Annotated in this window: 21 protein-coding genes; 7 read left to right on the top strand and 14 right to left on the bottom strand. The window is 53.4% G+C overall.

All coding sequences use genetic code 11. From position 1 onward, the window contains the following. Positions 1–3: 3 nt before the first annotated feature. The 14 genes from M3P88_RS09760 to M3P88_RS09695 form a co-directional block, all read right to left on the bottom strand. Positions 4–1,146, bottom strand: coding sequence for an EpsG family protein (locus M3P88_RS09760; RefSeq protein ID WP_283773164.1), 1,143 nt, complete (start codon positions 1,144–1,146; stop codon positions 4–6). Positions 1,147–1,148: 2 nt separating this feature from the next. After that, positions 1,149–2,234 (bottom strand): glycosyltransferase family 4 protein, encoded by a 1,086-nt coding sequence (locus tag M3P88_RS09755; protein ID WP_249615855.1) that lies wholly within the window; start codon positions 2,232–2,234, stop codon positions 1,149–1,151. A gap of 31 nt (positions 2,235–2,265) precedes the next feature. Further along, positions 2,266–3,297, bottom strand: coding sequence for a glycosyltransferase family 2 protein (locus M3P88_RS09750; RefSeq protein WP_249615854.1), 1,032 nt, complete (start codon positions 3,295–3,297; stop codon positions 2,266–2,268). After that, positions 3,284–4,480, bottom strand: coding sequence for an oligosaccharide flippase family protein (locus tag M3P88_RS16085; RefSeq protein WP_502798955.1), 1,197 nt, complete (start codon positions 4,478–4,480; stop codon positions 3,284–3,286). Before M3P88_RS16085 ends, M3P88_RS09750 begins: the two co-directional genes overlap by 14 nt. A gap of 575 nt (positions 4,481–5,055) precedes the next feature. Next, positions 5,056–5,598, bottom strand: coding sequence for a dTDP-4-dehydrorhamnose 3,5-epimerase (gene rfbC / locus M3P88_RS09740; RefSeq protein ID WP_249615852.1), 543 nt, complete (start codon positions 5,596–5,598; stop codon positions 5,056–5,058). A gap of 232 nt (positions 5,599–5,830) precedes the next feature. Continuing rightward, positions 5,831–6,190, bottom strand: coding sequence for a MarR family EPS-associated transcriptional regulator (locus M3P88_RS09735; protein WP_249615851.1), 360 nt, complete (start codon positions 6,188–6,190; stop codon positions 5,831–5,833). A gap of 220 nt (positions 6,191–6,410) precedes the next feature. Then, entirely contained in the window at positions 6,411–6,926 is a 516-nt protein-coding gene (gene rfaH, locus M3P88_RS09730; RefSeq protein WP_249615850.1) for a transcription/translation regulatory transformer protein RfaH, read from the bottom strand. 257 nt (positions 6,927–7,183) lie between these two features. Further along, on the bottom strand, positions 7,184–8,059 hold the full coding sequence (gene rfbA / locus M3P88_RS09725) for a glucose-1-phosphate thymidylyltransferase RfbA (protein ID WP_249615849.1): 876 nt from the start codon (positions 8,057–8,059) through the stop codon (positions 7,184–7,186). Positions 8,060–8,136: 77 nt separating this feature from the next. After that, positions 8,137–9,252, bottom strand: a complete 1,116-nt coding sequence (gene rfbB, locus M3P88_RS09720) for a dTDP-glucose 4,6-dehydratase (RefSeq protein WP_249615848.1) — start codon at positions 9,250–9,252, stop codon at positions 8,137–8,139. 389 nt (positions 9,253–9,641) lie between these two features. After that, entirely contained in the window at positions 9,642–10,646 is a 1,005-nt protein-coding gene (gene galE / locus M3P88_RS09715) for a UDP-glucose 4-epimerase GalE (RefSeq protein ID WP_249615847.1), read from the bottom strand. Positions 10,647–10,704: 58 nt separating this feature from the next. Beyond that, positions 10,705–11,667 (bottom strand): Wzz/FepE/Etk N-terminal domain-containing protein, encoded by a 963-nt coding sequence (locus M3P88_RS09710; RefSeq protein WP_249615846.1) that lies wholly within the window; start codon positions 11,665–11,667, stop codon positions 10,705–10,707. Continuing rightward, positions 11,664–14,186 carry an SLBB domain-containing protein gene (locus tag M3P88_RS09705; protein ID WP_249615845.1) on the bottom strand — a complete coding sequence of 841 codons (2,523 nt, stop codon included), beginning with the start codon at positions 14,184–14,186 and terminating at the stop codon, positions 11,664–11,666. The genes M3P88_RS09710 and M3P88_RS09705 overlap by 4 nt, the downstream gene beginning before the upstream one ends. Before the next feature lie 64 nt (positions 14,187–14,250). Next, positions 14,251–17,076, bottom strand: a complete 2,826-nt coding sequence (locus tag M3P88_RS09700; RefSeq protein WP_249615844.1) for a YjbH domain-containing protein — start codon at positions 17,074–17,076, stop codon at positions 14,251–14,253. A 75-nt stretch (positions 17,077–17,151) separates the two neighbouring features. After that, positions 17,152–17,382, bottom strand: coding sequence for a hypothetical protein (locus tag M3P88_RS09695; protein WP_249615843.1), 231 nt, complete (start codon positions 17,380–17,382; stop codon positions 17,152–17,154). A 422-nt stretch (positions 17,383–17,804) separates the two neighbouring features. On the opposite strand from M3P88_RS09695, the gene groES reads away from it, so the two are divergent. From groES to M3P88_RS09660, 7 genes are all read left to right on the top strand, one after another. Further along, complete coding sequence (gene groES / locus M3P88_RS09690; protein WP_249615842.1) at positions 17,805–18,092, top strand: co-chaperone GroES; 288 nt, start codon at positions 17,805–17,807, stop codon at positions 18,090–18,092. 60 nt (positions 18,093–18,152) lie between these two features. Continuing rightward, on the top strand, positions 18,153–19,796 hold the full coding sequence (gene groL / locus M3P88_RS09685) for a chaperonin GroEL (RefSeq protein WP_124735213.1): 1,644 nt from the start codon (positions 18,153–18,155) through the stop codon (positions 19,794–19,796). Positions 19,797–19,954: 158 nt separating this feature from the next. After that, the gene (locus M3P88_RS09680; protein ID WP_249615841.1) at positions 19,955–20,701 is read left to right on the top strand and encodes a Nif3-like dinuclear metal center hexameric protein; all 747 of its coding nucleotides are present in this window, start codon (positions 19,955–19,957) and stop codon (positions 20,699–20,701) included. A 117-nt stretch (positions 20,702–20,818) separates the two neighbouring features. Beyond that, positions 20,819–21,403, top strand: a complete 585-nt coding sequence (gene petA, locus M3P88_RS09675) for a ubiquinol-cytochrome c reductase iron-sulfur subunit (protein ID WP_249615840.1) — start codon at positions 20,819–20,821, stop codon at positions 21,401–21,403. Between the two features lie 17 nt (positions 21,404–21,420). Then, positions 21,421–22,740, top strand: a complete 1,320-nt coding sequence (locus tag M3P88_RS09670) for a cytochrome b (protein WP_249615839.1) — start codon at positions 21,421–21,423, stop codon at positions 22,738–22,740. Positions 22,741–22,754: 14 nt separating this feature from the next. Then, a complete protein-coding gene (locus M3P88_RS09665; protein ID WP_249615838.1) occupies positions 22,755–23,513 on the top strand; it encodes a cytochrome c1 in 759 nt (252 codons plus the stop codon). A gap of 151 nt (positions 23,514–23,664) precedes the next feature. Then, the gene (locus M3P88_RS09660) at positions 23,665–24,267 is read left to right on the top strand and encodes a glutathione S-transferase N-terminal domain-containing protein (protein WP_249615837.1); all 603 of its coding nucleotides are present in this window, start codon (positions 23,665–23,667) and stop codon (positions 24,265–24,267) included. Position 24,268 lies beyond the last annotated feature (1 nt).

The following is a 24,268-nucleotide window of genomic DNA, read 5'->3' as shown; positions in this document are numbered from 1 at the left end:
ATTTTAGCAAAACCCAGGACTGATGCGATTTGTTGTGTTACATCTTTGTTCTTTTAGTATCAGTAGTTTATTTTTGTTGCTCAAATCAAAAGGAGAGTCTATGTTCCACTCTGTAATTTTAGGCCTTAGCTCCCCTGTTAATGTATTTGTTAGAGAAATTAATGATATGGCAATTGTTCCTGTCAGGAGAAATAAACTCCATGTTGTCGTTTTCCCAGATGTTAACTCTTTAAAATGATTGGCTGCGTATAAGGCATGTGGGATGTATAGATAGGACATGTTTCTTTGTAAAATAGGGAATAGATAGAATGTAATATGTAAGCATGATGCTAAAAAAATCAGCCCAGTAATCCTCCTGTCGGGCTGTGTGAGTTTTTTTGATGGGGTAAAAACTAGTGTGGCAATAATAATTAGATCTATTGCCATTACAACGCCAAACCTTAATTTCACATCGAATTGACTTGTATAGTATATTACTTTGCTAAAAATAAATACATCAAGTTGACTTGCTAGTTCGGCTGCAATTTGTTCTATATTTAGTAATCCAATAGCGATTATAAGCGATATTGCTGTAGAAAAAATAATGTTTGTTTTTTTGTTGTCTTTTATAAATAAAAACAGCATGGCAATGATTGCGCTAGCATGAAAGGCTGATGCAGCGAGAACGTATAGAATCCAACTTTTTTTATCTGTGTACACTTTTGTGTATGTTGCTTGAATTATTATTATGGTAGCCATTAATTGCCGTATTTGGTCGATAAATAAATCTAATCCACTCAGGCATATCATAAATAGCAAAAAAGTCAACTTGTGCTCTATGTTTTTTTTGCTTTTTATGATTAAAAAAAGCGTAGCAATGCATGTTAGAAAATACAATACGCTTGAGATATAGTAATTATTTAATAATAAGTTGAATGATTGAAATAGTGTATGAAACAACGGCTCGTATCGAGTACTTATTGATTCGATCGGCTGGTCTTGATAGGCGTTGTGATAGTTCACCCAGTCTACTCCATTTGAAAATGTAATGGAGTAGATTAAGATTAGGAGGCTAAGGGTAATTGGTAATAGAGGTTTTATTTTATTTGTTGATTTGTCGAATAATGAAAGTGTTAATAATAATAATATTGGTATAAGCCAAGGCAATTTTATTTCTCCAGTAATTCAATCCATGATCTTGATATGTGATCTATGCTAAATTCCTTGGATCTTAATTTGCAATTTTCAGAAATATTATTATATCTGTCCGGGTTTTTCTCGGTGCTTTTTAACTCTTGGTCTATCCTGTCGGATAGGTGATCTGTATTGCCGTTTGAGCATAGCCACCCATGTTTTCCTTCTTTGATTATTTCTTTTGGTCCAAATGGGCAATCGAAAGATATCACTGGAATTCCAAAGGCTAATGCCTCAATTATTACCAGTCCAAAACCCTCGAAACGAGAACTAACGACGAAAAATGTAGCTTGATTATAGTGCTCTGCGATATTCTTAGTTGTGGGGACTAACTCGGTGCTTTCTTGAATCTTCAATTCGTTGCGTATTTTTTCTAGAGACGTATGTTCTTGCCCACTACCCACTATTCTCAAGCGCCAATCTGGATGCCTTGTCGAAATTTTTGACCATGCTTCAAGCAATAGGTCAAACCCTTTTTCATGCTCTAGTCGGCCTATAGCTAATAGTAATTTTTCTTTTTTAATTTTAATATCTGTCGATATTTCGATGGTAATAGGGTTTGGTATAGTTGTTATATTTGCATTGCAAGTTGTATTATCTTGCCATAGTTTTTTATCCGCTTCGGTCAAGGTAACCACATCATCGGCAAAGCGAGCGGCTAACTTGCGTGCCCAACTGCGTGTCGCTTTTCCTAAGTCGACATTGTAATTAAAGTGCTCCCAACAGATATGCCGTATATTCATACCGACTATGGCTGGTATGGCGTAAAGTGCGAGCATTGACTCAACGTCAATTAAAACATCAATATGATTTTTTTTTAAATAAGCCCTTAGTTTTCTAATGGCAACTGGAAGACGTATGATGCCGCGTCCTGGGTTTTTAAATAGCTGACTGTATTTTATGTTGGTATCTAGTTTGAAAAAAGGAATTTGACCACACTGCAAACTTAGCATGTGGATTTCGTAGCCTTTCTGGCCAATTGCATTGGCTATTACTGAGGATACTCGCTCTGTTCCACCGGCTTGGTCTAGATTCCCAATAAAAAAACAAATTTTTTTCATGATTGCCTTTAGTGTATTTTCAAAAATTATTTTACATCATTAAATTTTTCAATGTAGATTTTATTTTTCTTAGAAATTTTCTTAGGTAAATATTTGTAGTAGATATAATGATAATTAGTTTTGGGGTGTATAGATATGGGATGTATTTTATATTTTTCGAATTTATTGACTCTTTTGAAATATTGCTTCTTATCACCGCTAAGCACTTTTTGCCGTTTGCGTATGCCTCTTTTGTGTTTAGTGTTTGCATGCAATATTTTATATACTTAGCTGTGCGCATACATGATTCTGTTGTATTTATTAGATGTATATGACTATATTTCCCTGCCGCATTAAATATTGTTTTGAGTGCATGCTCTATATCCTGTAGGTCGCTGTCGCGCAAATTATGAGTTATGCCATTTGGGTTTATTCTATAGAGATAAATGGCATCTCCGATGCTTAATATTTTTTTTGGATTTGCCTTGAAGTATAGAAGAGGTGTGGTTGCTAAGTCTTCAAATCGCCGGCCTATTGGAAATCTTATATTTTTCCAAAGTTCCCTTTTGTAAACCCGTGCCCAAGAATACCATTTAGAGTTTTTGAATATATTTGCAACGTCTCCTCTGCTTATCTCTTTTCGTGTTCCATTGATGTATTCCTCAACTCTGTTTTTTATCTCTCCATCGCTGTGTTGTGTAAATTTTGTGCAGTTGTAGTCTATGATGTCAAAATCAGTATCCAATAGTGGGCGTATCACTTGCATATAGTTGTCCGCCCACATGTCATCGCTGTCTAGAAATGTTAAATATTTTCCAGTGGCGATGGCTAGACCTGTATTTCTTGCGGCAGATAACCCTTGGTTAATTTGGTTTAAGTATCGAATGGTTGTATCGCTGTGCTTTTCTATATATTCTTTAATTTTTAATTCTGTTTTGTCTGTCGAACCGTCATTAATTATAATAATCTCGGTTTCATTTTTCTTTATTTGTTTGCAAACACTGATAAGTGTTTGTGCGATTAGATTTTCGACGTTATAAGCAGGGATGATAATAGATATTAAAAAGTTCTTATCGGAATACATTTTGAAGGAGCCCTTTCTTAAGGCAGAACGCAGCGAGGGTAATGGTTGTGCCCAGTTCTATTAAAGTGATAGATAGCGCTCCGCCGGCAGCCCCAAACTTTTTTGAAAGGATGTAGCAGCTTAGTATATGTATGATTGAAGCGAAGATGGGGATGGCTGTGTATGCTTTTTTATGTCCGTTTGGAATTAAAATATAATTGGCTAATGAGACAGATAGCATTACGAAAACGATTTGCGGAGCCATTATGGCTAATGTAGTCGACGTTTCTTTGAAGGCACTGCCTAAAATTAGTGTGGATATTTCTTCTGATAGCGATATTATTGTAATCGCAACCAGTGTGGTTAGTGTCAAGGTGGTACTAATTATTTTTTTTAATAGTGTATACATTAGCTCCTTATTAGTTATGAATAGTGCGTTGATTCTTGGGTATAGTGCTGTGCCTGTTATTAGAAATAAACCAAGGGCTGCTGTTTTTATTTTGTCGGCTGCTGAAAAAAATGCAACTTGGTCTTCTGTATTGGTGATGCTTAATATGATTGGTGTGCTTAGTGTGTATAGGCTGATGGCTATAGATGATATAAAAAATGGAGATGACTCTGCAATGCAGTTAAGTATTTCCTTTATTCTAAGTTTGGGTTTTTTAATTAATTTTCTGCTTTTTATTTGTGCTATCGATAAAATTGCGGAGATTGTACTGGCTATCCCTTGTATTGCAATTGCCTTGCCTATGTCACTAGGGGAGTGTACTGTAGCTAATATGAGTGGTATCGTTGATCCTCTGGCTATAATGTTTATTATGGTAAGTCTTGATATTTGTTCAGTTCCTTGAAAAAACCAAACTGGTGTTAGTGTTGTTCCAATTATTAGTGGGTATAAAAAAATTATCTCTGTGCTATTTTTTATTTGCGAGATGTAAAAAAAAATGATGAATAGTGTGCAGAGGAGAGCGAGAAATAATTTTGCTGTGAGTGTTTCCCAAAATATTCTGCTAATTATATCCCTGTCTCCACAGGCTTGCGCTATTTTCTGGCTTGCCGTGAGGTTGAATCCAAAATCTATGAATAATACTAGGTATTGTCCAATTGTTAGTATCAGGCTGTAAACTCCAAATGATTCAATGCCTAATGTTCTTGTTAAATGTGGGAATACAACTAATGGGATGATGTAGTTTGCCCCTTGCATGCATATTAGCAGAGCAATATTTTTTCTTAGGTTTTTCAAAATGATTTTTGGTGTTTTTTTGTTGAGTAAGTTAGATTTTTATGTGATGAAATTTCTTCACGTAAATATTGTAGAATACCTATTTTAGGTATGAAAAACTCTTTGAAATTGCATGGGATCCATCGCACGTAATACACGCAAAAAGTGTCTTCCGACCGGATGCTATGCTTGAGCAGCGGGAAGTGTCACAGCTAGTCCAGCTTGTGTTGCCTTCATGGCTCCTTGTCTTCGGAGGAGCTTACATCTGACAGCGTTGCACAAATTACGATTGCTAAAATTTCGCTCAAATCATACTTGATTCCATCGCTGGGTTTACGTGAATATTTAATATCTTTAATGGCTTGCATTAGACTTAATCTGGCGGTATTCATGTTTCGGCGGGAAAAAGCGGTGCAGTAAATGCCAATTAGCCAGTTGCAGTAAGCCATTCATGCAGGCTTGTAATTTTCATGCTGTGCAAATGTGTAGGCCCTGAGATAAGAGGCGCAGATAACGACTCACCGCGTGATAATTTTTTTGTGTCAAAAATCGGTTATTCAAAATTTCTCTGCGCTAGCGAAACTGACGCCTTGTGCGTCTTTGTTGGCAATAATCGGTGGCATGGTTAATGGCCACTGAATGCCGATATCTGCATCGTCCCACAAAATAGTGCGCTCGCCTTGCGGATACCAGTAGTCGGTTGCTTTGTAACTGAGATCTGCCGTTGGCGACAGTACATAAAAACCATGGGCGAAGCCTTCCGGTATCCATACCTGGCGATGGTTCTCTGCCGACAGAATGCAGCCGGCCCATTGGCCGAAGGTCGCGGAGTTGATCCTCAAATCTACCGCTACGTCGAATACTTCACCGTGCGTGACGCGTACCAGTTTGCCTTGCGGCTTGACTACCTGATAGTGCAGACCGCGCAGGACATGGTGAACCGAGTGCGAGTGGTTGTCCTGTACGAAATGTACCGGGCGCTTGAGGTGTTGCTCGAACTTGGCCTGATTGAAGCTCTCAAGGAAGTAGCCCCGGTTGTCGTGAAACACTTGCGGTTCGATCATGAGTACATCGGGGATAGATAGAGGCGTGATTTTCATCCGGCTTTCCTTGGCGTTCTGCTTGTTGATGCGCTAAGTAGTTTGGCTGCGGCCCCTCATCCGGCGCTATGCGCCACCTTCTCCCCGGCGGGGAGAAGGGCGGATTGTGCTGTGCTGATATGCACCCTCTCCCGCTGGCGGGAGAGGGTTGGGGTGAGGGTGGCGCTGTGGCCTCTCATCCGGCGCTGTGCGCCACCTTTCCCCTGGTGGCGAGAAGAGATGGCCTGCGGCTCTATTCCGGCGGCTGGCTGTTGATGGCCTTCACTTCCTGACGCAGGGTTTCTATTTCTTGGGTCAGGGCTTCGTATTCGTCCAGTTTGCGCTGCAAAAAGTGCTTGGTCAGCGCTGCTTTCTCGGCGACGCCGCTTGGGGTCAGCACATAGATATAGCCGAACTTGTTTTTGGCGCGGGCGAAGTTCTGCATCTTGACCCAGCCCTTTTCCGCCAGTGCCTTCAGGCAGTAGTTGAGCCCGCCCACGCTGATGCCGAGTTGCTCGGCCAGTTCGCGCTGGGTCAGATCCGGGTTGTCCTGCAGCAGGCGCATTACGCGGTAATAGGTGTCTTGTTGCTGTTTGCTTTGGCGGCTGGCCATGGGGCGCTTGTGGGTGATTTAGGCTGTTTTGGGCACGCTACCGCCCTACCGTGTCACGTTCGGCAAGCGCGCTGAAGTCGATAAGTAAAGTGGCCGCGAGCGGCCACTGTTCAAACTTGAACAAGTTTACAGGGCTAGAGCGGCCTAGTCCATGTGAATGGATGTGTAAGGCAAAATAGTAGATAGATATGTGTTGCATTGCAGCGGCAGATGCATCATGTCAGCCGATCTTGCCTAGTCGGGCGGTTTCGATCTGCATGCGTACCTGCTTATGCAGGAGTTCCAACAGAATGAGCGAGCGCTGCTCGGCATCGCAGCATTGATAGATGGCATCCAAGCCGATAAACGGGCCATCGGTGATGCGCACGATTTCGCCGGGGCTGAACAGCGCGGTGTGGGGGCTGGCTTGTTCGTGTTGGTGTAGTGCTTCGATCAGGGCATCGTCTACTTTGGCCGGCTGCCCGCCAAACTGCACCAGTGTGCTGACACCGAGGGTGGAGCGGATCGGCGCCCAGCTTTTACCTTCATGGCCGCTGCCCAAGCGGATAAACAGGTAGCGCGGAAATAGTGCCTCGCTGACGACAAGCGTTTTGCCGCGGTGGATTTTCTCGATATCACAGCGCGGCAGATAACACTGATAGCCCTGCTGCTCTAGATTGAGTAGCGCTTTGTCTTCCTGGCGCGGCTTGGTGTGGATGAGATACCAGGCTTGCTGGGGGGGAGGGGGTAAGGGCATGAGGTTTGCGGCTAATTAATGGTTTCGGCTTGGTGTAGCAAGTTTATGGTGTTGATGTTTTCCCTCTCCCGCTGGCGGGAGAGGGTTGGGGTGAGGGTGGCTGCGCGCTCCCCCTCATCCGGCGCTTTGCGCCACCTTCTCCCCGCTGGGGAGAAGGGAGGGTGTAGTGGTCAAGTATTTACGGACACATCGATAGGTTGTTTTGCTGCCATCTGCTGCTCGTAAACCACAGGCGGGAGAGGGCCGGGGGGAGGGTGTTAGCCCAGCAGCCGCAGCAGATACTGGCCGTAGGCGTTTTTCTTGAGCGGTGCCGCAAGTTTTTCTATCTGGGCGGCGTCAATCCAGCCGGCTTGATAGGCAATTTCTTCCGGGCAGGCGACTTTAAGGCCCTGACGGCTTTCGATGGTGGCGATGAACTGGCTGGCTTCCAGCATCGATTCGTGGGTGCCGGTGTCCAGCCAGGCGTAGCCGCGGCCCATGGTCTGCACATCAAGTTGGCCTTGTTGCAGGTAAACATTGTTGACGTCGGTGATTTCCAGTTCGCCGCGGGGCGAGGGTTTGATCGTTTTGGCGATTTCCACCACTTGCGCATCGTAGAAATAGAGGCCGGTGACCGCGTAATTGCTTTTTGGCAGTTTGGGCTTTTCCTCGATCGACAAGGCCTTGCCGCTGGAGTCGAACTCGACCACACCGTAGCGCTCGGGGTCGTGTACATGGTAGGCAAATACGCTGGCGCCTTCAGTTTTGGCGCTGGCGTCTTTCAGCAGGCTGGCGAAGCTATGGCCGTAATAGATATTGTCGCCCAGCACCAGTGCCGAAGGTGCGCCGGCGAGGAAGTCTTCGCCGATGATAAAGGCTTGCGCCAAGCCATCCGGGCTTTCTTGCACCGCATATTGCAGCTGGATGCCCCACTGGCTGCCATCGCCCAGCAGTTGTTTGAAGCGCGGTGTGTCTTGCGGGGTAGAGATGATTAAAATTTCGCGAATGCCGGCCAGTAGCAGGGTCGACAGCGGGTAGTAGATCATCGGCTTGTCGTAGATCGGCAACAGCTGCTTGCTGAGTGCGATTGTGGCCGGGTAGAGGCGGGTGCCGGAGCCGCCGGCGAGGATAATGCCTTTGCGTTGCTGGGTCATGATGTGGTCTGTTCCTGATATTGAGTGAAAGAGTGGCCTGGCGGGATCGCCTTGTTGCTTGGACGATCCCGTCTTGCTTAGCCGTACTGTTTTTCCACCCAGTCGCGGTAGTGGCCGCTGGTGACGTTGTCTACCCAGTCAGGGTTGTTCAAGTACCACTCAACCGTCTTGCGAATGCCGGTTTCGAAGGTTTCCGCTGGCTTCCAGCCCAGTTCCTGTTCGAGTTTGCGTGCATCAATGGCATAGCGGCGATCGTGGCCGGGGCGGTCGGTGACGTAGGTGATCTGGCTGGCGTAGCTTGCCAGGGACCCGGAGTCCGGGATTCGGGATTCGGAGTGAACGGCTCCCGGCTCCCGCTTCCCTGCATTCTGCTTCGGTCTTAGTTCATCCAGTATCGCGCAGATGGTGTGCACAACGTCGAGGTTGGGTTTTTCGTTCCAGCCGCCGACGTTATAGGTCTCGCCCAAACGGCCGGCTTCGAGCACGCGGCGGATGGCGCTGCAGTGGTCTTTGACATACAGCCAGTCGCGTATCTGCTGTCCGTCGCCGTAGATGGGCAGCGGTTTGCCGGCGAGCGCATTGAGGATGACCAGCGGAATCAGCTTCTCGGGGAAGTGATAAGGGCCATAGTTATTGCTGCAATTGGTGGTGATCACCGGCAAGCCGTAAGTGTGGTGCCAGGCGCGCACCAGATGGTCGGAGGCGGCTTTGGATGCCGAGTATGGGCTATTGGGCTCGACACGGTGGGTTTCGCTAAATGGTGCATCGTCGGGGCTCAGCGTGCCGTACACCTCATCGGTGGACACGTGCAAAAAGCGAAAGGCTTGCTTTTGTGCTGCTGGCAGCTCGTTCCAGTAGCCGCGCACCGATTCCAGCAGATTGAAGGTGCCGACAATATTGGTCTGGATAAAGTCGCCCGGGCCGTGGATGGAGCGATCGACATGGCTCTCGGCGGCAAAGTTGATCACCGCGCGCGGCTGGTGTTCGGCTAATAGCTTGCCGACCAGCTCGCGGTCGCCTATGTCACCGCGCACGAACAGATGACGCGGGTCATTCTTGAGTGTCACCAGCGTGTCGAGGTTGCCGGCATAGGTCAGTGCATCGAGGTTGATAACGGCCTCATCGCAGCCTGCGAGCCAGTCGAGAACAAAGTTGCCGCCAATAAAGCCGGCACCGCCGGTGACCAGAATCATGCTGTGTCCGTTTCGTTTAAGTTCAGTTAAATAGTTTGGGTTTTTTGCTGATTTTATACAGGTAAAGCCATCGCTGTCTTTGTCGTCTGGGAAAAAGGAAGGGCGACAGCAGCTTGTTGCCAAGCTGGTGCCGCCCTTGCCCATCCTGCCCAAAAGGTGTGCAACGCAAGCGTTGCGGGGTACTGCCTCCAAAATTTGTGGCTATTTTACGGCGGGGTAGGGGGCTTGCCTATCCGTAGAACTACTGAGTGGCTGCATAAAATCGGGATAAATGCAGGTTGGAGCGGCATGGGGGGCTGCGGGAGCCGGGATCTGGGAGCCGGGAGCCGAGTCCCAAGTCCCGAGTCCCAAGTCCCAAGTCCCAAGTCCCCGCTCCCCACCCCCCATGCTCAGGCATACCCCTTGGGGTTGAGGCTTTGCCAGCGCCAGCTGTCGGTACACATATCTTGCAAGGTCTTTTCGGCCTGCCAGCCGAGCAGGGTGCGCGCGCTGGCAGGGTCAGCCCAGCAGGTGGCAATATCACCGGGACGGCGCGGCACAATCTGATAGGGCACGGTGCGGCCGCTGGCGACTTCAAAGGCCTTGACCATGTCCAGCACCGAGTAGCCGTGGCCGGTACCGAGGTTGACGGTGATCAGGCCGCCGGTGTGCCGCAGTGCATCCAGCGCGGCAAGGTGGCCGCGTGCCAGATCTTCCACATGGATATAGTCGCGCACGCCAGTGCCGTCCGGTGTCGGGTAGTCGTTGCCGAATACCGATAGCCGTTCGCGCTGGCCGATGGCCACCTGGCTGACAAAAGGCATCAGGTTGTTGGGGATGCCGCTCGGGTCTTCGCCAATCAGGCCGGAGGCGTGGGCGCCTACCGGGTTGAAGTAGCGCAGAATGGCGATATTCCATCCTGGTTCAGCCTTGCTCAGGTCGCGCAACATGTCTTCCACCATCAGCTTGCTGCGCCCGTACGGGTTGGTGGCGGCGAGCGGAAAATCTTCGCGGATCGGTACGCTAGCCGGGTCACCGTATACGGTGGCGCTGGAGGAAAACACCAGATTTTTCACACCGTGGTGCTGCATCGCCTGCAACAGCTTGAGCGTGCCGCAGACATTGTTGTTGTAATACGCCAACGGTTGCGCTACCGACTCGCCCACTGCCTTCAGGCCGGCAAAGTGGATCACCGCCTTGATCGGGTAGCGGAACACCAGATCCAGCTTTTCGCGGTCGAGAATGTCGCCTTCGACAAACAGCACCTGTTTGCCGGTGATTTTCTCCACCCGACGCAGTGCCTCGGGCTTGCTATTGCTCAGATTGTCGAGCACCACCAGCTGCTGCCCGGCTTGCAATAGCTGGACGCAGGTATGGCTGCCGATATAGCCGGCGCCGCCGGTGACGAGGATCATGCGTGTCTCCTGTATTCGTAAAAGTTTTACGTTTGTATCCGCGGCTGCCGGCGTGGGTTTAAGCCTGCGCTTGTTTGCGCTGGCGCAACTGGCTGCGCACCAATACCAGCAATATGCCGATAAATCCACCGGCCAGCGTGCCCAGTGCCACGATCAGCGCGCGCTTGGGTTTGAGCTTCTCTTCCGGCACGACAGCTGGGTCTATGGTTTTGAAGGCATACTCTTGCTGTACTTCGGCCAGCATCAGCGTCTTGGTCTGCTGTTCGACCAGCTGCGAGAATACGGTCTGCATTGAGGCCAGCGCGGTTTGCGCCTGCTGTTTGTGCAGATAGTCGATATTCTTGCGCGCCTCCACCTGGTCGCGCTCGCGTACCGCCTGGTTCAGGTCATGGACAAACCAGTCGGCCCACTGTTTGGTCAGCAGCGGCGAGTAAAAGTCTATGCTCAGCGTGGCCAGGCCCGACTTTTTGTCCTTGTCCAGCGCCATCAGTTCGCTAAAGGCCTTATACAGTTCCCAGTCCGTAGGCTCAACTGATGCACCTTCCTTGACTTCGCGCACCCATTTCTTCTGTTGCACATCGTACAGATTGCTGTCTATTACGAGTTGCCCGCTTTGCTTGTCCCACTTGGTCGCCGCCATCAAGGGCACTTCCAGTTGGTGACTGCGGATAAAACCGGTGACGAACTGGCGCGATTTGCCAATTTCGATGGCAATATCGCTTTTGTCTGCGCTGCCGCCCCCTAAGCTGATACCGGCCAGGCTGGCAAGCCCCCCCATTTGGGCTGCCATGGCGGATAAACCGCCTGCCGAGCCGGCATCTGCCGGTGCCAGCAACACTTTGGACTGGTAGATATTGGGCATATTAAGTGCCACCGCCACGGCGATGGCGGCGGACAGCAAGGTGCTGGCGATAATCAGCCATTTCCCCTGCCACAGGGTCTTGAGCAGTTCGAGCAGATCGATCTCGTCATCCTGCTCATGTGTCATTGGCTGATTCATTTCGTTTTGCATATTGGTCATGGTTTGATCGCCGCCCAAGCTACGCCAAGCTGATACATGATCTGGGTGACTGCGGTCCAGGTGGCCAGCGCGTCGCGGCTCTCGACATCAACCGGCACCACGATGGTGTCGCCGGCTTCGACGCGCGGGGTGCTGCGATATACCCAGTTGCCACTTGGCATGCGCACCGAACCGTCGGCCTTAACCACATAGGTGCGTCCGGTGTCGGCCCGCTTTTTGGCTCCGCCGGCCCGCTCCAGATAGTCCTGCATATCCAGGCTGGACTGGTAGGTGTGGTTGGACGGGAATTGCACTTCGCCGATGATGCTGACGCTATTGCGCTGTTGCGGAATAAACAGGCGATCCTGGTTTTCCAGCAAGATGTCGAAGGCTTTGTCGCCAGCCAGTACCGCCGGGCCATTGATGACCAGTCGGCCTAGCGCCTGGGTGTTTTCCAGTTGCTCGGCCAGCTTCATGCCACTATTGGGGTCGGCTTTTTGCGCTAGCGGGTTGCCTTGACTGCGCAACTGGGCGTAAGACATCTCGGCGCGCAGTTCTTCATTCAGGCGACGCAGGTTTTCCTGCTCCTGTTGGCGCAGGCTTTCACGGGTGAATACCGCACCTTGCGCATTGCCGAAGGCCGTCAGCCCACCTGCGCGGCGGATCAGCTGGCTGAGCATCTCGCCGCGCTTGACCACATAGCTGCCCGGATAGCGCACTTCGCCTTCCAGTTTGACCGTGATTTCTTCGCGCCATTCGGGCTGAGCCAGTACATTCAGCCGGTCTTTGGATTGCAGTGGCTGGGCCAGCAGGCGCTCGGCCTCCGTTTCATTCAGCGGAATATCGAAGCTGTTATGCGTCAGCTTGAGTTCGCGGCCATTGGCCAGGTAACGGCTAAGCTCGACGCGGTCGGCTGCCTCGGTACGTCCCCCTGCGGCAGTGATCAGGTCGGCAAATACACCGTTGCGCGGCAGCGGGTAGATGCCGGGAAAGCGCACTTCACCGCGGATTTCGGCGATTTGCACCGCCTGCTCGGGACCTGCTTGCAGTTTGAGCTGGGAGATGACGTCGGCCAGCAGGGCTTCGCGACTGTTATCAATGACTTTTTCTGTCGCACTCTCCTGTGCCAGTGTTTTTAGCGTGATATCGGCTTGTGCGGCAGCATTGTCGATATTTTTTTGTTCTAGCTTGGGTGGCTTAATCGCTACATTTCCACTCAGGTTCTTGTCAAAGCTGTCGGTATTGCTGTTAAACAGAATGACCTGGTCTCGTTTTTGCAGGGTCAGGTTATGGCGACTGCCCGGGTTGCGCATGGCTTCGCCCGGCTTGAACTGCAGCACCTGAATGCGGCGGGAAGCATCGATTTCCCGCACCACAATACCGTAATCCAGATCGGTGCTGGTCAGCAGGTCTTTTTCCGGACTGCTGATCAGCTGGTTGATGCGCATGTTCGGCTTGAAGCTGGCCGGCCCAGCGTGCAGAACGGCCCCCTTGAGCACGACCGCATTATTGTAGGCATCGGAGACGCGCAGCGCGGACACCCGGTCACCATCGCGGATGGTAAAGGTGGCCGCCTGTGTGCTACCGGTCTTGAGGTTGAATAGTTGCGGGCCGGTTTCGCTCTGGCGCGTAATGCGTACTTCGTTTTGCGCCTCCGGCTTCAGCCCGCCGCCCAGGGCGATCATTTCGTTGAGCGAGGTTCTGCCGCGCAACTCGTAAATGGCGGGGCGGCGCACCAGCCCGTCTATAGACACGCTTGGCCCTTTGGCCGGAATGAATACGACATCGCCGGCGCGCAGGCGGATGTCGGCCTTGTTGTCGCCTTTAAGTAGTAGTTGATACAGGTCCATTTCCTGCACCACGCGGCCATTGCGCTTGACCTGGATCTTGCGCAGGCTGCCGCCGGTATTGAGGCCGCCTGCTGCTTGCAAGGCCTGGGTGATGGTGGTGAGGGCGTTGACGTTGTAGGCGCCCGGCTTGAAGGCTTCGCCAGTCACGGTGATCTGCATCATGCGCAAAGCACCCATGGTGACGAATACATCCACCCCCAGCATTTGCGACTTGATGCGGCTGATCAGGTCGACCGCCACTTGCTGGTAGCTATTGCCGGCTACATAGATCGGGCCCAGGCCGGGGAAGTCGATATTGCCCTGACGGCCGACGCGCAGTGTATGCAGGGCATTTTCCTTGCCGTACAACTGGATTTTCAGTTCATCGCCGGGGCCGATCAGGTAGTCGTCTGGTACCGGCAAGTCTGCCAGCGGGGTATTGCTGGTTGGCATGCCGGCAAACAGGCTGTAACCGAACGGCTCGCCGGCCTTGCTTGCTGCCACATCGATAGCGCGGGGCTGGATGGTCGGCGCCAGAACGGGGGCGGCCGGGGAGGGCGAAGTTGCGTTGGCCGCCGATTGCGTGGCTGACTGTATCTGCGCTTCGCTGGCACCATACTGGCGTGCCAGAGCAATTTGCTCCGGTGTCAGCGCATGGGCTGAGGACATGGCGAGCGTGACGGCCAGGACGGCGAGTCGCTTGTTTTGCATCTAAATAAAACCCTTCAAAAACGATTCAAAAATTAAGTGGGCCATGTGGCATCTGTAAGGCTGCTTAGTAACGGGCATCGATTTTGACGCCGGCGTAACCCGGGCCGAAGTCGAAGATAGGTTGGTAGCGGCCGCGCTCGCGCTGTGCGCTCCATAGCCATTTGCCGCTGGCGTAGCCCAGCAAGCTACCGGCGGCGACATCGGATAGCCAGTGTTTGCCTTTGGCTGTGCGCCCGAGCGAGGCGATGCCGGCTACGCCATATAGCCAGGGTGCGCGGTATTCGGCAGCAAACGGCGTGATCGCCCCGAAAGTGACGGCGGCATGGTTGGATGGAAAGCTGCTGTCGCTGCGTGACAAGCCGGCGTCTTGCCGGCTCCAATGGCCTTGGCCCTGATCGGGACGGGCGCGGTTGAAGGCTTGCTTCAGCAGCATACTGCCGCCTGCGGCAACGGCCGCCGATTGCAGCGCGATAAAGCCGGTGTTTTGCAGTTTGCTGTCGCCTAGCACCAGCGCCATGCCGGCGCCACCGACCGCCAGCAAGGGGGCGGCTTTACCCAGTTTGTCCCAGGCTTTGATGCCGCCATTGTTTTCATGGCCGGCCAGTTTGTCGCGCCAGCGCTCATCGGCTAGCGAAGCCAGGCCGATGGTGACGCCGGACCAGAATACGGTGTTGCCCAATTCGGACAGGCGCGGAAAGGCGCTGCCCGAGTCGTCCAGCCGCAGCTTCACGTTTGGCCATGGCGTGATGCGTTCGATTGGCCGGGCAACGGCAGGATGACCCAGTTCGTCGACACGCTCGGAAAAATTACCCAAGCCGTCGGCGCTATGTAGCGTCAGTTCGCCGGACTCGACCATGGGGTAGAGATCGCCCGGGCTGCTTACCATCTGGCCGACATCGCGTGTCCACGGCGAGATGGCGAAGTTGGCGCGCGAGCGGTTGTCTTGCGGCAGCAGCGCATCCAGCGGCATGCGGAAGAAGATGCCCTTGTCGAAATAGGGCGAACTGGGCGTGCCGGGGCTGGTGATGTCTTCGCCGTCGGTGCGGGTATACCAGGCCCCAACTTCAAAGCCGGAGCGGAAGCGGCGTTTGATTTCGAAACGTGCGCCCAGGTCTTTGGCCAGAAAACGTCCGGCGCGCAAGGTGGCCGTCGTTTCGTAAGGCAGGCGGTAATGCAGCGAGCCGATGGCGGTGACCGTATCGTAGTCGCGCATCCCTAGCCAGCCCTGATAGTCGCGCTGGCGCAATGCATCGACCGCGATATCGGCGGCCCAGCGCTTATCAAACGGGGCATACAGCAACTGGCCGCCTGCGCCGGCAAACATTTCCTCGTACAGGCCGCCGGAAACGCGGCCATACCATTCGCCGGCCGGCTTGAAATACTGGTTGAGTACCGCCTTTTGCAGCTTGATGCGTCCACCTTTTTTGTACTCGGCAATATCGCTGCGCACATGGGGCAGCGTGCTATTGGACGCCTGCGTCACATCGCTGACGTCTTCGAGCAGGGTGGCCGACAGGGTGCTGTTGAAATACATGCCCTGTGTCAGGCGCCGGTCGAAACTGGCGGCGGCAGAGAGATCATATTTGAGCGCTCCGCTAGGGTCATTGAAGTAAAAGCCCAGGCGGGGCGCGATCTTGAAGCGGTTAAGCAGGCTGTCCTGCTTGCGCAGTTGCACCATATCGCCATCTTCCGACATCAGTACCGCTAGCCCGTTATCGTCGGACAGACCTGCCTGCAAAGCGTCGCCATCTGTGCTGTGGTCGATTTTGTCCTGGGGCTTGCCCGGGCGTACCAGAACAAAGTCGCGAAAGCGCTGGCGGTCTATGCGTCCGGCCAGATAGTCGTTTAATGCGCCGATATCGAAAAATTCGTAATGGCCAAGTGGTAGGTCGAGTTCGGTGTAGGTGACCTTGATGTTGCGGGTTTGCTGCGGCATGTAATACAGCGCGGTACGCACGGCCCGCCCGACGGCACGTCCCATGTCCGAGATACGGCTGTTGGACAAATTCATGTGCAGCGTGCCGTTACGGTAGGACAGGCTGACCAGGGTATAGTGCTGCTGGTGCAGCACGCGTTGCAATGCCTGGGCATACGCGGGGTCGCTGCGCCACTGCGCGGCGCTAGGGCGTTGCGGCAATGCTTTGGGCGCGAAGATGGGCGGCTCGTAAACATGAGGGACAAATTCACGCTCGTTCAGCGGAATATTGACCATGGCGTTGAGTGCGGCGTGGCTGTTCTGGTGTGCCGCCTGTAGTGACAGCCAGCCCCAGCGATACTCGATGCCGGCCTTGATGCCCTTGCTGCGTTCGCTGGCGAAGGTTTCGCTGGCGCGGTGATCGCCCTGATAGTCGCGGGCATCGTATTCGGCGACCAGTGCCCAGTTGGCGTAGTCGCGCGGGGTCCAGCGCAGCCCGGCAAAAGCGCCGTCAATACGGCCATCGCCGTAGCCGATACTGGTTTCCAGGGTGTCGAAGCGCTTGCTCAGGGCGAGGTAGTTGCTGCGAAACAGGCCGGTGCCGAACAGATCGGTGCGCCCAAGCGCAATGGCGGGGCTGAATTCGCCTTCGGGCCAGAGCTGCAGCTTGGCATCGAACACCTTGTCCTTGTAGTCGCCATAGCTGTTATGCCCGGCATGACCTTCTTCAAAGCCGCTGATGCCGGCGATGCTGACGTAACGCCCGGTCATCTGTAGTGCCGGAAACAGGGTGACCGAGGTCCATAGCGTGCTGTAAGGCTTGTCCTGGCTGTAGCCTATGCTCCAGGTGCCATCCTGCCCGGTATAGGCGCTGGGCATGTTGATATAGCCATCTTGCCCGCCCATATTGGGTGCGGCCATGGCCAGGGTGGAACACAGGAGGGTGGCGCTGCTAAGGGCGTAATTTTTGGACACGAGGCACTTCGAATTTCGGGCATGCAAAAGGCTGGGCCGCATTGCTTGCGCCCAGCCTGACTGGATTGCGACAGCTTAGTGGTGGCTGGTCGACGAGTTGTTGTCGGACGCAGCAACGGCAACGGCAGCAACTGTGGCGCCGATGGCTACAAGTGCGGTGGTGCTCAGGCCGGCCACTGTGGTGGCGGTTGCTGCGGTGGTCGTGCCGGCGGTTGTTGTGGCCGCTGTTGTCGCTGCAGGTTCAGCTGCAATGGCGGAAGCAGAGAATAGGGTAGCCACCAAGGCCAAGGTCAGAGTCTTTTTCATGTGAAAATACCTATCAAAAGTGAAGATTAGGCTGCATGGCAGCAGTTACATAGTAATTCATTTGGAATTTGTGTGCTTAAAGCCGTTGAATGTGGCAGGCCGGTGCGGCTCAGGGAATTCCGGAGAAGCAGGCTGCTGCAGTGCTCACACAGCTATGCATTTGTCTATTTTTTAGACAGGTACTAATTCTAAACCATTAAGGGTTGTTTGAGGTATCCGTATTCCTACGGAGAGTGTTCTTCATGCCTTGAATCGTGTGCCGACATCGGCATCTTGCTAAATCTCATCTTTCCCCCTTGAAAACCCTCCACCTCGTCCTTACCATTAGCACTCGTAGGCATCGAGTGCTAATGCCGGTGTCTCTGGTACAGCTTTACATGGTTTTAAACCCACTTCCGCCACTGCAAATTCAGGAGTGAATAATGGCAATCCGCCCTCTGCATGACCGTGTTGTTATCAAGCGTCTCGAAGCCGAAGAGAAAACGGCTTCCGGTATTGTTCTGACTAGTTCCGCAGTTGAAAAGCCGGACATGGGCGAAGTGCTCGCTGTCGGCAACGGCAAGATTCTGGAAAATGGCGAGCGCCGTGCGCTGGAACTGAAAGTCGGTGACAAGGTGCTGTTCGGCAAGTATGCCGGCCAGACCGTCAAGATCGACGGCGAAGAAGTGATGGTGATGCGTGAAGAAGACGTGATGGGCATCGTCGAGTAAGACGCTTCGCGCCCCGACCCCGTTACGTAAACCTGTATTCAAGAATTCTGGAGATTGAGAATGGCTGCTAAAGACGTACGCTTCGGCGATTCCGCCCGCGCAAAAATGGTCGTTGGTGTCAATGTGCTGGCTGACGCCGTTAAAGTGACCCTGGGCCCTAAAGGCCGCAACGTTGTACTGGATCGCTCCTTCGGCGCACCGACCATCACCAAAGACGGTGTATCGGTTGCCAAGGAAATCGAACTGAAGGACAAGTTCGAAAACATGGGCGCGCAGATGGTGAAAGAAGTCGCTTCCAAGACTTCCGATGTAGCCGGTGACGGCACCACCACCGCGACCGTTCTGGCGCAGGCGATTGTCAAGGAAGGCATGAAGTTTGTGACCGCCGGCATGAACCCGATGGATCTGAAGCGCGGTATCGACAAGGCGGTGATCGCTCTGGTGAATGAGATCGCCAACATCTCCAAGCCTTGCGCCACTACCAAGGAAATCGCCCAAGTGGGTTCGATCTCCGCCAACTCCGACAGCGACATCGGCGAAATCATCGCCAATGCGATGGAGAAAGTCGGCAAGGAAGGCGTGATCACCGTTGAAGACGGCAAGAGCCTGAACAACGAGCTGGACGTGGTTGAAGGCATGCAGTTTGACCGCGGTTACCTGTCCCCGTACTTCATCAACACCCCGGAAAAGCAGGCTGCGATTCTGGAAATGCCGTACGTGTTGCTGTTCGACAAGAAAATCTCCAACATCCGCGATCTGCTGCCGGTGCTGGAACAGGTGGCCAAGTCGGGCCGTCCGCTGCTGATCATCGCTGAAGATGTCGAAGGCGAAGCACTGGCTACGCTGGTGGTGAACACCATTCGCGGCATCCTGAAAGTGGTTGCCGTGAAGGCACCAGGCTTTGGCGACCGTCGCAAGGCCATGCTGCAGGATATCGCCGTACTGACCGGCGGCACCGTGATTGCCGAAGAAATCGGCCTGACGCTGGAAAAAACCACGCTGGAAATGCTGGGCCAGGCCAAGCGTATCGAAGTGGGCAAGGAAAACACCATCATTATCGACGGTGTCGGCGAAGCCGCTGTGATCCAGGCGCGTGTAGGCGAAGTGCGCAAGCAGATCGAAGAAGCTTCCTCCGACTACGACCGCGAGAAGCTGCAAGAGCGCGTGGCCAAGCTGGCCGGCGGTGTGGCAGTGATCAAGGTTGGCGCAGCCACCGAAGTGGAAATGAAAGAGAAGAAGGCCCGCGTTGAAGACGCGCTGCACGCGACCCGTGCTGCCGTTGAAGAAGGCGTGGTGCCAGGCGGTGGCGTTGCGCTGCTGCGTGCCCGCTCTTCGCTGGACAATGTTGTGGCCAGCAACGCCGATCAGGAAGCCGGCGTGAAGATCGTGCTGAAGGCTATCGAAGCGCCACTGCGCCAGATCGTCGAAAACGCAGGCGACGAGCCATCGGTTGTGGTGAGCAAGGTGCTGGAAGGCAAGGGTAACTTCGGTTACAACGCTGCTTCCGGTGAATACGGCGACATGATCGAAATGGGCGTGCTGGATCCAGCCAAGGTAACCCGTTCGGCTCTGCAACACGCCGCATCCATCGCCGGCCTGATGCTGACGACCGATTGCATGGTGGCCGAGCTGCCAGAAGACAAGCCTGCTGCACCTGATATGGGTGGCATGGGCGGCATGGGTGGCATGGGCGGCATGATGTAATCAGCCGTTCGGGCAATCCAGCCTGAAAGATCAAAGCCCCCGTCGGGAAACCGGCGGGGGCTTTGTCTTGTCCGGGTAGACTCCCCACTCTCCACTCTCCACTCTCCACTCCCCACTCCCTATTCCCTTACAATCAGTTTTTTCAGAGGAGAACTGATATGCAACTAACCGAACTGATACGCACGCTGGACAGCTGGCTTGAACCATGGCGCTTCAAGGACTATGCACCCAACGGCTTGCAGGTTGAAGGCCGGGCCGAGGTGAAACGCGTGGTATGCGGCGTGACCGCGTCACAGGCACTGATCGATGCCGCCATCGAGCGCAAGGCGGATGCTGTGTTGGTGCATCACGGTTATTTCTGGAAAAACGAAGACAGTCGTATTACCGGCATCAAGCGCGCGCGTATCGCCAGCTTGCTGGCGCATGATATCAGCCTGATTGCCTACCATCTGCCGCTGGACGGTCATGCCGAGCTGGGTAATAACGCGCAACTGGGCGCGCGGCTGGGGTGTGTAGCCGACGGGCAGGGGGGCGAGCAAAACCTGTTGTGGCATGGTCATCTGCCCGAGGCGCAAAGTGCGGCTAATTTTGCAAAAAGCATTTCTGCCGCACTTGGGCGCGAGGCGGTGTTGCTGGGTGATGAGGGCGCGATGATTAAGCGGGTGGCGTGGTGCAGTGGCGGCGCGCAGGGCATGTTTGGTGACGCGATTGCACTGGGCGTCGATGCCTTTGTTACTGGCGAAGTATCCGAGCAAAACACCCATCAGGCAAGGGAGAGCAAGGTGGCGTTTATTGCGGCGGGACATCATGCCTCCGAGCGTTATGGCATACAGGCGCTGGGTGACCATCTGTCTGCGATGACGGGGCTCGAGGTGGAGTATGTCGAAATCAGCAACCCTATATGAATAAAATTTTTAAAAGCGGCGCACAATTTATTTGCATAATCGCTTCAAGTCCCTGCATGGAATAAGGTAAACTCTCGAGGTTAATAAGCTCGGTTTCCATAGTTTGAGGACGACGTAATGAGTGAGCAGCAAGTCGATACGGGGCGCCGTCGTTTCCTGACGGTCGCCACCAGCGCTGTTGGGGGCGTGGCCGCAGTAGGGGTCGCTACGCCATTCCTGATGAGTTTTTTTCCATCTGAACGGGCAAAAGCGGCAGGCGCACCGGTAGAGGTCGATATCAGCAAGTTAGAGCCTGGCCAGAAGATTAACGTCGAATGGCGCGGTAAGCCGGTTTGGGTGTTATCGCGCACGCCGGAGCAGCTCAAGGCCTTGCCAGGCCTGAGCGGGCAGATGGTCGACCCGAATTCCGACACCAACCAGCAGCCGGCCTACTGCAAGAACGAGTTCCGCTCGATCAAGCCGGAAATTCTGGTTGCTGTCGGTATTTGTACCCATCTGGGTTGCTCGCCAACCTACCGTCCTGACCTCGCGCCTGCCGATTTGGGCCCGCAGTGGGTAGGCGGTTTCTATTGCCCGTGCCATGGTTCGAAGTTTGACCTGGCTGCCCGTGTGTACAAGGGGGTGCCGGCGCCAATCAATCTGGAAATTCCGCCGCACAAATACCTCACCGACACCCGGCTCTTGGTCGGCGACGACAAATAACAGGGGAAGACAAGAAAATGAGCAAAGGAAAAGCCCTCCTTAATTGGGTCGACGAGCGCTTCCCGCTGTCGTCGATGATGAAAGAGCACGTTACCGAATATTATGCGCCGAAGAACTTCAACTTCTGGTACTTCTTCGGTTCGCTGGCGATGCTGGTGTTGGTGATTCAGATTGTGACCGGTATTTTCCTGACCATGAACTACAAGCCGGATGCGGCTTCGGCGTTCATGTCGGTTGAATACATCATGCGCGATGTGGGCGGTGGCTGGATCATTCGCTATATGCACTCGACAGGTGCCTCCATGTTCTTCGTGGTGGTCTATCTGCATATGTTCCGCGGTCTGATCTACGGTTCGTACAAGCAGCCGCGCGAGCTGGTATGGGTGTTCGGCACGCTGATTTTCCTGTGCCTGATGGCTGAAGCGTTTATGGGTTACCTGCTGCCATGGGGCCAGATGTCGTTCTGGGGCGCACAGGTGATCGTGAACCTGTTCGGCTCCATCCCGGTGATCGGTCCGGATCTGTCGGTGTGGATTCGTGGTGACTATGTGGTATCCGATGCCACGCTCAACCGTTTTTTTGCCTTGCACGTGATTGCCGTGCCGCTGATTCTGCTGGCGCTGGTGGTGGCTCACCTGATCGCCCTGCACGAAGTGGGTTCCAACAACCCTGACGGCGTGGAAATCAAGAAGAACAAGGATCCGAAAACCGGTATCCCGCTGGATGGCATCCCGTTCCACCCTTACTACACCGTCAAGGATGTGCTGGGTGTGGTGGTATTCCTGATCGTATTCTCGGCCATTCTGTTCTTTGCGCCCGAAGGTGGCGGCTATTTCCTAGAAGCACCTAACTTCGATCCGGCCGACCCGCTGAAGACCCCTGCGCATATCGCGCCGGTCTGGTACTTCACCCCGTTCTACGCCATTTTGCGTGCGATTCCGTCTTTCCTCGGCACCCAGGTTTGGGGTGTGCTGGGTATGGGCGCCGCCGTGGTGCTGATCGCCTTCCTGCCGTGGCTGGATAAGAGCCCGGTCAAGTCGGTACGCTATCGTGGTCCGAAGTTCAAGATCGCACTGGTGCTGTTCGTGATCTCCTTTATCGGTCTGGGTATTCTGGGTGCTTTGCCGTCTACCGATGTGCGCACCATTGTGGCTCAGGTGCTGTCCTTTATTTACTTCGCGTTCTTCCTGGCGATGCCGTTCTACACCAAGAACGATGTGGGCAGCATTCCGGTGCCGGACCGTGTGACCGAATCGACACCGGCACGCCAGGTGCGCTTCGTGCTGCTGTGGGCACTGACGCTGGCAGGTTCGGTGTTGTTTGTGATGTACGTGTAAGGGGAGAGGCTGATATGAAAAAGACGATACGACAACTGATCGCCGCCGCCGTCCTCGCGTTGCCGGTTGCTACTGCCGTAGCCGCCGGTGGCGGTGTACCTCTGGACAAAGCGCCGATCAATCTGAAGGACACCGAAAGCTTGCAGCGTGGTGCCCAGATGTTCACCAACTACTGCTTGTCCTGTCACTCGGCCAACGCCATGCGTTACAACCGTTTGCTGGACATCGGTCTGAGCGAAGAGCAGGTCAAGGCCAACATCCTGCCGCCGGGTGCCAAGATCGGCGATACGATGAAGATCTCCATGACCAAGGCGGATGCCGCCGCATGGTTTGGTGCCGCACCGCCGGATCTGTCGGTGATTGCCCGCTCGCGTGGTGCTGACTATCTGTACAGCTATATGCGCAGCTTCTACAAGGATCCAAGCCGCGAAACCGGCTGGAACAACCTGGTGTTCGACAAGGCCGCCATGCCGCATGTATTTGCTCAGTGGCAGGGCGAGCAGGTGCTGAAGCACGAGAAGCACGAAGGCCATGATGTGCCCAAGCTGGAGCTGGTGAAGGCCGGTACCCTGACCAAGCTGGAGAACGGCAAGGCCAATACCGCCGAGTACGATCACCGCATGGCTGACCTGACCAACTATCTGGTGTTTATGGGTGAGCCTACCCAGGTCAAGCGCCATCAGCTGGGCTATATCGTCCTGCTGTTCCTGATCGTGGTGATGCTACCGCTGGCTTACTTGCTGAAGAAGGAATACTGGAAAGACGTGCACTAAGCGCTTTTCAGGCTTGAAACCGAAAAGACGGGGGCGCTGCCTTCGTCTTTTTTCTTTTGTATCAATGACTTGCCTTATTTAATTCGCTATTTATGGTTGACAGGTGATAGAATGTCTGGTTTCAGTTAGACCAAGACAAGGATCACGCGCCATGATGACTCTGTATTCCGGCACCACCTGCCCATTCAGCCAGCGCTGCCGCATCGTTCTGTTCGAAAAGGGCATGGATTTCGAAATCATCGACGTGGACCTGCACAACAAGCCGGAAGATCTGGCGGTGATGAACCCGTATAACGAAGTGCCGGTATTGGTCGAGCGTGACCTGATTCTGCATGAATCCAATATCATCAACGAATACATCGACGAGCGTTTCCCGCATCCGCAGCTGATGCCGGCCGATCCGGTCATGCGCGCCCGTGCCCGCCTGTTCCTGTTCAGCTTCGAGCAGGAACTGTTCCGTCATGTGAAAACGCTGGAAGCCGGCGCGACACCAAAAGAAGCGGCCAAGGCGCGCGAAGCCATCCGCGAAGGTCTGAGCATGATTGCCCCTATCTTCAGCAAGCAGAAATTCGTGCTGGGTGAAGAGTTCTCCATGATTGATGTGGCCATTGCGCCGCTGCTGTGGCGTCTGGAGCATTACAATATCGATCTGGGCCGCAATGCTGCGCCGATTCTCAAGTACGCCGAGCGTATTTTCCAGCGCCAGTCCTTTATCGACTCGCTGACCCCATCCGAAAAAGCGATGCGCAAGTAAG

This window comes from Craterilacuibacter sp. RT1T, assembly GCF_023502145.1.
Lineage (GTDB): Bacteria > Pseudomonadota > Gammaproteobacteria > Burkholderiales > Chromobacteriaceae > Craterilacuibacter.
Note: the sequence above shows the minus strand (reverse complement) of the source record. Positions and strands in the feature narration are given on the sequence as shown.